The sequence below is a fragment of the Streptomyces sp. URMC 129 genome (assembly GCF_051386415.1).
In the GTDB taxonomy this organism is placed as follows: domain Bacteria; phylum Actinomycetota; class Actinomycetes; order Streptomycetales; family Streptomycetaceae; genus Streptomyces.
This window is the reverse complement of the sequence record NZ_JBPQTQ010000007.1, coordinates 61,964-69,212: the sequence shown is the minus strand read 5'-3', so window position 1 is coordinate 69,212 and position 7,249 is coordinate 61,964. Positions and strand designations below refer to the sequence as shown.

Genomic DNA, 7,249 nt, shown 5'->3' with positions numbered 1-7,249 from the left:
ACCTCGGCCAGCCCCTCGACCCGCCTCGTCGGCGCGGTGGTCTGCCTCGTGCTCGGCGCCGGACTGCTCGGCGGGGCGGCGGGCCTCGGCGGCACGGGCGGCACCGGAGGCGTCAGGGGCGGAAGCTGTGAACTTCGCGGTCCCTGCTCGGTGTTCATCCACACACTCCCCGGTCCGCCCGGCGTCCCGCTGATCTTCTGCTCGGCTGGGGTCACTCTACGGTCGGGACCTCAGACTTCGGTACCGGGTGCGCCGGAGACGGCCGTGGCGCCGAGCACGAGGCGGTCCAGATCGGCCACCGGCGGGGCGTCGTCGGTGTCGTCGAACCCGAGCCGGATCACGACGAGATCACCGGAGCCGTCGGGCGCGGGGAAGGCGACGGACTCCACGTACGCCCGGGTGCCGGCCTCGGTCTCGACGCGGGTCCTGACGCGGTAGCCCTGCTGCCCGGCGACGGTGACCTCCTCGGCGAGGACCCGCTGGGAGGCGGTGACGCCGCCGTACGCCTCCTCGTTGTACGCGTCGCGCTCGTTCTCGCCGATGTCGGCCATGGCGAACTCCTGGGCGGAGACGCTTCCCATGCCGGGGAGGACGAAGAGGAACGCGCCGCCCCGCACGCAGCCCAGGCTCTCGTCGCGGGGGCAGGGGTAGGGCCCGGTGGTGACGGAGACGCCGTCGGTCAGCTCGCCCTCCACCCAGCCGTCGAGGAGGGGCAGGGCGACGCCGGCGGCCCGGGCCTCGGTGAGCCCGGGGTCGCCGTTCTCCTGGTCGCCCCGCTGGTCCGGCGCGTCCTCGGGGGCGCCGTTCTCGTCGCGCTCCTCCCCGGCCGAGGCGCCCGGGCCGGCGACCTCGTCGCCGTCGCCGTCGCCGCCGAGGAACAGCACGGCGGTGACCGCGAGGGCGGTGGCCACGGCCACGCCGCCGGCCACGACGGCGGCGACCACGCCCCGGCGCCGCCCGGCGGCGGGCGGCGGCGGGGGCCCGAACGGCTGGTAGCCGGGCGGTGCCTGGGAGACGGCGGGCGCCGCGGGGCCGCCGGCGGCGCGGGTGTGGCCGGTCCAGGCGGAACCGTCCCACCAGCGCTCCGGGACGGGCCCGGCGCCGGAGTGGCCGGGGTCGGGGTACCAGCCGGGGGGCGTCGTCATGCTCACCCGGTGAACCTCTCACAGCGGCGCCCGCCGCGACCAGCATCGTTCCGGCTGGATCCGGAGCGCCCCGCGCAAGGCTCTACAGGGGCGTCACGTAGGCGCCGGAGATGCCGCCGTCCACCAGGAAGTCGGCGGCGTTGACGAACGAGGAGTCGTCGCTGGCGAGGAAGGCCACGGCGGCGGCGATCTCCTCCGGCTCGGCGAACCGGCCCACCGGCACGTGGACCAGCCGGCGCGCGGCGCGCTCCGGGTCCTTGGCGAACAGCTCCTTCAGCAGCGGGGTGTTGACCGGCCCGGGGCACAGCGCGTTGACGCGGATGCCCTCGCGGGCGAACTGCACGCCCAGTTCGCGGGACATGGCGAGCACGCCGCCCTTGGAGGCGGTGTAGCTGATCTGGGACGTGGCGGCGCCCATCACCGCGACGAACGAGGCGGTGTTGATGATGGAGCCCTTGCCCTGGCGGCGCATGTAGGGGATGACGGCCTTGCAGCACAGGTAGACCGAGGTGAGGTTGGTGTGCTGGACGCGCTGCCAGGCGTCCAGCCCGGTGGTGAGGATGGAGTCGTCGTCGGGTGGCGAGATGCCGGCGTTGTTGAAGGCGATGTCGACCGAGCCGTAGGTGTCGTAGGCCGTCCGGAACAGCGCCTCGACCTGCTCGCCGTCGGTGACGTCGGTGTGCACGTACCGGCCGCCGGTCTCGGCCGCGGCGGCCTCGCCGCGCTCGGCGTCCACGTCGGCGCAGACCACGTGGGCGCCCTCGGAGGCCAGCCGGCGGGCGGTGGCCAGGCCGATGCCGCTGCCCGCGCCGGTGACGACGGCGGTGCGGCCCACGAGGCGGCGGCAGACGGCGGTGGTGTCGGTCACGGGTTCTCCCTTGTCGCTGTGGTGCTTCGGTGCCCGGTGGTCGGTGACCCGGTGGTCAGTGCCCGGTGTCGAGGAAGACGTTCTTGGTCTCGGTGAACGCGGCCAGGGCGTCCGGGCCCAGCTCGCGGCCGAGCCCCGACTGCTTGAACCCGCCGAAGGGCGTGGCGTACCGGACGCTGCTGTGCGAGTTGACGGACAGGTTGCCCGCGGCGACGGCGCGCGCGACGCGCAGCGCGCGGCCGACGTCCCGCGTCCACAGGGAGCCGGAGAGCCCGTACTCGGTGGCGTTGGCGAGCCGGATCGCCTCCTCCTCGTCCTCGAAGGGGGTGACGACGGCGACCGGGCCGAAGATCTCCTCGGCGGCGGCCCGGTCCCCGGCCGTGTGCGCCTCCAGCACGGTCGCCGGGTACCAGTACCCCTTGCCCGCCGGGATCTCGCCGCGGATGGCGGCGGGCGCGTCCTCGGCGACGTAGGACCGTACGCGCTCCCGCTGCGCGGCGGAGATCAACGGGCCCATGGCGGTGGCCGGATCGGCCGGGTCACCGGCCCGGACGGCGTGGACGGCCGGCTCCAGCAGCTCCAGGAACCGGTCGTAGACGGAGCGTTGGACCAGGATGCGGCTGCGGGCGCAGCAGTCCTGCCCGGTGTTGTCGAGGAACGAGCCGGGCGCGGTGGCGGCGGCGCGCTCGATGTCGGCGTCGGCGAAGACGATGTTCGGGCTCTTGCCGCCGAGTTCGAGGGTCACACGCTTCACGCGGGCCGCGCAGCGCGCCATGATGCCCTTGCCGACGGCGGTGGAGCCGGTGAACACCACCTTGGCGACGCCCGGATGGTCGACGAGGGCGGCGCCCGTCACCGGGCCGGCGCCGGGCAGCACCTGGAACAGGCCCTCGGGCAGCCCGGCTTCGAGGGCGAGCCGGGCCAGCCGCAGCGCGGTCAGCGGCGTGGTCTCGGCGGGTTTGAGGAGGACCGCGTTCCCGGCGGCGAGGGCGGGGGCGGTGCCCCAGGCGGCGATCGGCATCGGGAAGTTCCACGGGGCGATCACGGCGACGGTGCCCAGCGGCTCGTGGAAGGTGACGTCGAGGCCACCGGCGACCGGGATCTGATGCCCCGTCAGCCGCTCGACTCCCCCGGCCGCGTAGTCGAGCAGATCGCGCACGTTGCCCGCCTCCCAGCGGGCGTTGGCCAGCGGGTGGCCGGCCTCCTCGACCTCCAGCAGGGCCAGTTCCTCCGCCGCCGCGTCCACGGCGGCGGCGAAGCGGCGCAGCAGCCGGGCGCGGTCGGCGGGGGCGAGGGCGGCCCAGTGCCGCTGGGCCGGGGCGGCGCGGCGGACGGCGGCGTCGACCTCCTCGGGGGTGGTCGCGGGGACGGTGGCGACGACCTCCTCGGTGGCCGGGTTGACGACCTGGTGTTCGCGCGGGTGGGGGTGCGGGTGGGGCTGCGGCTCGTCCGGCACGGCGATCGGTGTCCTCACATGCGCTCGAAGGAACGGAAGCGCTCCCAGTCGGTGACGGCGGAGTCGTAGGCGTCCTGTTCGACGCGGGCCATGGTGGCGTAGTGGTCCACCACTTCGTCGCCGAACGCGTCGCGGGCGAGGCGGCTCTCGCGCCACAGCGCGGCGGCGTCCCGCAGGGTGGCCGGGACGCGCGGGGCGTCCCCGGCGTACGCGTTCCCCGTTTCGGGGCCGGGGAGTTCGAGGCGGTGGTCGACGCCGTGCAGCCCGGCCGCGATCATGCCGGCGACCGCGAGGTACGGGTTGACGTCGCCACCGGGCAGCCGGTTCTCCATGCGCAGGGAGGGGCCGTGGCCGACGACGCGCAGCGCGCAGGTGCGGTTGTCGGGGCCCCAGGCGACGGCGGTGGGGGCGAAGGAGCCGGGCCGGAAGCGCTTGTAGGAGTTGATGTTCGGGGCGTGGAGCAGGCTCAGCTCGCGCAGCGCGGCCAGTTGTCCGGCGAGGAAGTGGCGCATGGTGGCGGACATGCCGCCGTGCGGTCCGGCGGGGTCGGCGAAGACGGGCCGGTCGTCCCCGTCGCGCAGCGAGAAGTGGATGTGGCAGGAATTCCCCTCGCGCTCGTCGTACTTGGCCATGAAGGTCAGGGCCATGCCCTCCTGGGCGGCGATCTCCTTGGCGCCGGTCTTGTAGACGCTGTGCTGGTCGCAGGTGGTGAGGGCGTCGGCGTAGCGGAAGGCGATCTCGTGCTGGCCGAGATTGCACTCGCCCTTGGCGGACTCCACGGTCATGCCCGCGGCGCCCATCTCGTTGCGGATGCGGCGCAGCAGCGGCTCGACGCGGCCGGTGGCGAGCACGGAGTAGTCGGCGTTGTACTGGTTGGCCGGGGTCAGCCCCCGGTAGGCGGCGCTCCAGGCGTGCTCGTAGGTGTCCTTGAAGACCATGAACTCCAGCTCGGTGCCCACGCAGGCGGTCCAGCCGCGCTCGGCGAGCCGGTCGAGCTGGCGGCGCAGGATCTGGCGGGGCGAGGCGGCCACGGGCGTGCCGTCGTGCCAGGCGAGGTCGGCGGTGATCATGGCCGTGCCGGGGTGCCACGGGACGCGGCGCAGCGTGGCGGGGTCGCCGTGCAGGGCGAAGTCGCCGTAGCCGCGCTCCCACGAGGACATGGCGTAGCCGTCGACGGTGTTCATGTCGGCGTCCACGGCGAGCAGATAGTTGCAGCCCTCGGTGCCGTGCGGCAGGACCTCGGTGAGGAAGAAGCGGGCGGCGAACCGCTTGCCCTGGAGTCTGCCCTGCATGTCGGTGAACGCGAGGACGACGGTGTCGATCTCGCCGAGGTCGACCAGGCCCCTCAGCTCCTCGACGGACAGCGGGGGTGTGCGCATCGCCACGTCTGCGGCCTCCTGTCGCTCCAGCCTTGAGGCCATAAGGTATCCGGGCAGACCATTGATTGGGAAGTAGGTCCGATGGACGACGGCGTGGACGGCGGCGGAGGGACCGCGGACGCGCCCTGGCCTGCCGGGGTGCTGCGGCCGGTCCGGGCGGGCAACGGCTTCGAGGAGGCGCTGCGGCAGATCCTCGGGGTGCTGCGGCTCGGCCTGGTGCCGGAGGGCGGACGGCTGCCCGCCGAGCGGGAGCTGGCGGCCCTGCTGGGCATCAGCCGGGTCACGCTGCGCGAGGTGCTGAAGGTCCTCCAGGACGAGGGCCTGGTGGAGAGCAGGCGCGGCCGGTACGGCGGGACGTTCGTGCGCCGCCGCCCCGGGCCGGGGCGCGGCGGCGCCCGGCAGGAGCTGCGACGGCGGATCGCCGGCGTCGACCTGGAGGACACGCTGCGGCTGCGCGAGGTGCTGGACGTGGGCGCGGCCGGGCTGTGCGCCGCCGAGGGGCTCGGGCCCGGGGCCGCGGCACGGCTGCGTGCGGCGCTGGCCGGGACGCGGGAGGCGCCGCTGGCGGAGTACCGCCGGGCGGACACCCTGCTGCACCTGACGCTCGCCCGGCTCTCCGGTTCCCCGTCGCTGGCCGCCCAGTACGCGGCGGTGCGGGCCACGCTGAACGACCTGCTGGACTGCATACCGCTGCTGGTGCGGAACCTGGAGCACTCGCAGGCGCAGCACACCGCCCTGGTGGAGGCGGTGCTGGAGGGCGACGCGGACGGGGCGCGCGCGGTGATGCGCGAGCACTGCGCCGGGACGGCGGCCCTGCTGCGCGGCTTCCTCGCCCCCCCGCCCGGCCCGTGACCGCCGCCGCGCGGGGGTCTTGCGCGCGGGCCACCCGGGCGGCAATGGTATACAGCCAGACCATTATGGTCAGACCAGTGCGGCGCGAGGCGGGAGCGGCCACATGACCGAAGGCACCGAGTCCGGTATACCCGCCGGACGGGACGCTTATCTCAGCCGCCGGACCCTGCGCGGCGGCAGCGCCGGACCGCTGCTGCTCACCGGGCTCGGCGTGGCGTACGTCGTGTCGGGGGACTACGCCGGCTGGAACTTCGGCCTGGCCGAGGGCGGCTTCGGCGGGCTGGCCATCGCGTCCGCGCTGATGGGCCTGATGTACACGTGCATGGTCTTCGCCCTGGCCGAGCTGGCGGCCGTGCTGCCGACGGCGGGCGGCGGTTACGGCTTCGCGCGCCGCGCGCTGGGCCCGTGGGGCGGCTTCCTGACCGGGACGGCGATCCTCATCGAGTTCGTGCTGGCCCCGGCGGCGATCGCGATCTTCATCGGCGACTACGTGGAATCCCTCGACCTGTTCGGCCTGACGTCCGGCTGGCCGGTCTACCTGGGCTGCTTCGTGCTCTTCCTCGCCATCCACCTGTGGGGCGTGGGCGAGGCGCTGCGCTTCAGCCTCGTGGTGACCGCGATCGCGGTGGCCGCCCTGGTGGTCTTCGCCTGCGGCGCGTTCCCGGACTTCGAGGCGGACTCGCTGAACGACATCCCGGTCGACTCCACCGCCTTCGGCGCCAACTCCTGGCTGCCGTTCGGCCTGTTGGGCATCTGGGCGGCGTTCCCGTTCGGCATGTGGTTCTTCCTCGGCGTGGAGGGCGTGCCGCTGGCCGCCGAGGAGACCCGGGACCCGGCCCGCACCCTGCCGCGGGCGATGGCCTGGGCGATCGGCGTGCTGCTGGTGCTGGCGGCGGTGACGTTCCTGGCCGCCTCGGGCGCGCGCGGCCCGGTAGCGGTGCAGGACGCGGGGAACCCGCTGGTGACGGCGCTGGAGGAGCCGGACGGCGGGTCGACGGCGCTGAGCCGCTTCGTCAACTACGCGGGGCTCGCGGGCCTGGTCGCCTCGTTCTTCTCGCTGGTCTACGCCGGGTCGCGGCAGCTCTTCGCGCTCTCCCGCGCCGGGTACCTGCCGCGCTTCCTGTCGCTCACCAGCCGCCGCAAGGCCCCCTACCTGGGCCTGCTGATCCCGGGCGCGCTGGGCTTCGGCCTGGCGGCGGCGACCGGGGACGGGGCGCGGATGCTGAACGTGGCGGTGTTCGGCGCGGCGATCTCGTACTGCCTCATGACGCTGTCGCACATCGTGCTGCGCCGCCGCGAGCCGGAGCTGCCGCGGCCGTACCGGACGCCGGGCGGCGTCGTCACCTCGGGCGTGGCGCTGGCGCTGGCGCTGGCGGCGGTGGCGGCGACCTTCCTGGTGGACCGGGAGGCGGCGTTCATCGCGCTGGGCGTGTACGCGGTGGCCGTCGCGTACTTCGCCTTCTACAGTCGGCACCGGCTGGTGGCCGCCGCCCCCGAGGAGGAGTTCGCGGCGCTGGCCGCGGCGGAGGCCGAACTCGCCCGTGAGTGA

The 7,249-nt window shown here is 74.6% G+C and carries 6 protein-coding genes; 2 read left to right on the top strand and 4 right to left on the bottom strand.

Annotation, left to right across the window (positions count from 1 at the left end; all coding sequences use genetic code 11):
- Positions 1-230 precede the first annotated feature (230 nt).
- The 4 genes from ACSNOC_RS03105 to ACSNOC_RS03090 form a co-directional block, all read right to left on the bottom strand.
- A complete protein-coding gene (locus tag ACSNOC_RS03105) occupies positions 231-1,145 on the bottom strand; it encodes a DUF2510 domain-containing protein (RefSeq protein ID WP_436745636.1) in 915 nt (304 codons plus the stop codon).
- 82 nt (positions 1,146-1,227) lie between these two features.
- A complete protein-coding gene (locus tag ACSNOC_RS03100) occupies positions 1,228-2,013 on the bottom strand; it encodes a 3-oxoacyl-ACP reductase (RefSeq protein WP_436745635.1) in 786 nt (261 codons plus the stop codon).
- Between the two features lie 55 nt (positions 2,014-2,068).
- A complete protein-coding gene (locus tag ACSNOC_RS03095; RefSeq protein ID WP_436745639.1) occupies positions 2,069-3,469 on the bottom strand; it encodes an aldehyde dehydrogenase family protein in 1,401 nt (466 codons plus the stop codon).
- Positions 3,470-3,483: 14 nt separating this feature from the next.
- The gene (locus ACSNOC_RS03090; RefSeq protein ID WP_436745634.1) at positions 3,484-4,854 is read right to left on the bottom strand and encodes a glutamine synthetase family protein; all 1,371 of its coding nucleotides are present in this window, start codon (positions 4,852-4,854) and stop codon (positions 3,484-3,486) included.
- Positions 4,855-4,929: 75 nt separating this feature from the next.
- Between ACSNOC_RS03090 and ACSNOC_RS03085 the strand changes: the two genes are divergently transcribed.
- Both ACSNOC_RS03085 and eat read left to right on the top strand, forming a co-directional pair.
- A complete protein-coding gene (locus ACSNOC_RS03085; RefSeq protein ID WP_436745633.1) occupies positions 4,930-5,700 on the top strand; it encodes a FadR/GntR family transcriptional regulator in 771 nt (256 codons plus the stop codon).
- 103 nt (positions 5,701-5,803) lie between these two features.
- Complete coding sequence (gene eat, locus ACSNOC_RS03080; protein WP_436745632.1) at positions 5,804-7,249, top strand: ethanolamine permease; 1,446 nt, start codon at positions 5,804-5,806, stop codon at positions 7,247-7,249.

Bases quoted from the DNA above. Each gene is read 5' to 3' on its own strand.
- eat (WP_436745632.1), top strand. From the start codon at position 5,804: ATGACCGAAGGCACCGAGTCCGGTATACCCGCCGGACGGGACGCTTAT.
- ACSNOC_RS03085 (WP_436745633.1), top strand. From the start codon at position 4,930: ATGGACGACGGCGTGGACGGCGGCGGAGGGACCGCGGACGCGCCCTGG.
- ACSNOC_RS03105 (WP_436745636.1), bottom strand. From the start codon at position 1,145: ATGACGACGCCCCCCGGCTGGTACCCCGACCCCGGCCACTCCGGCGCC.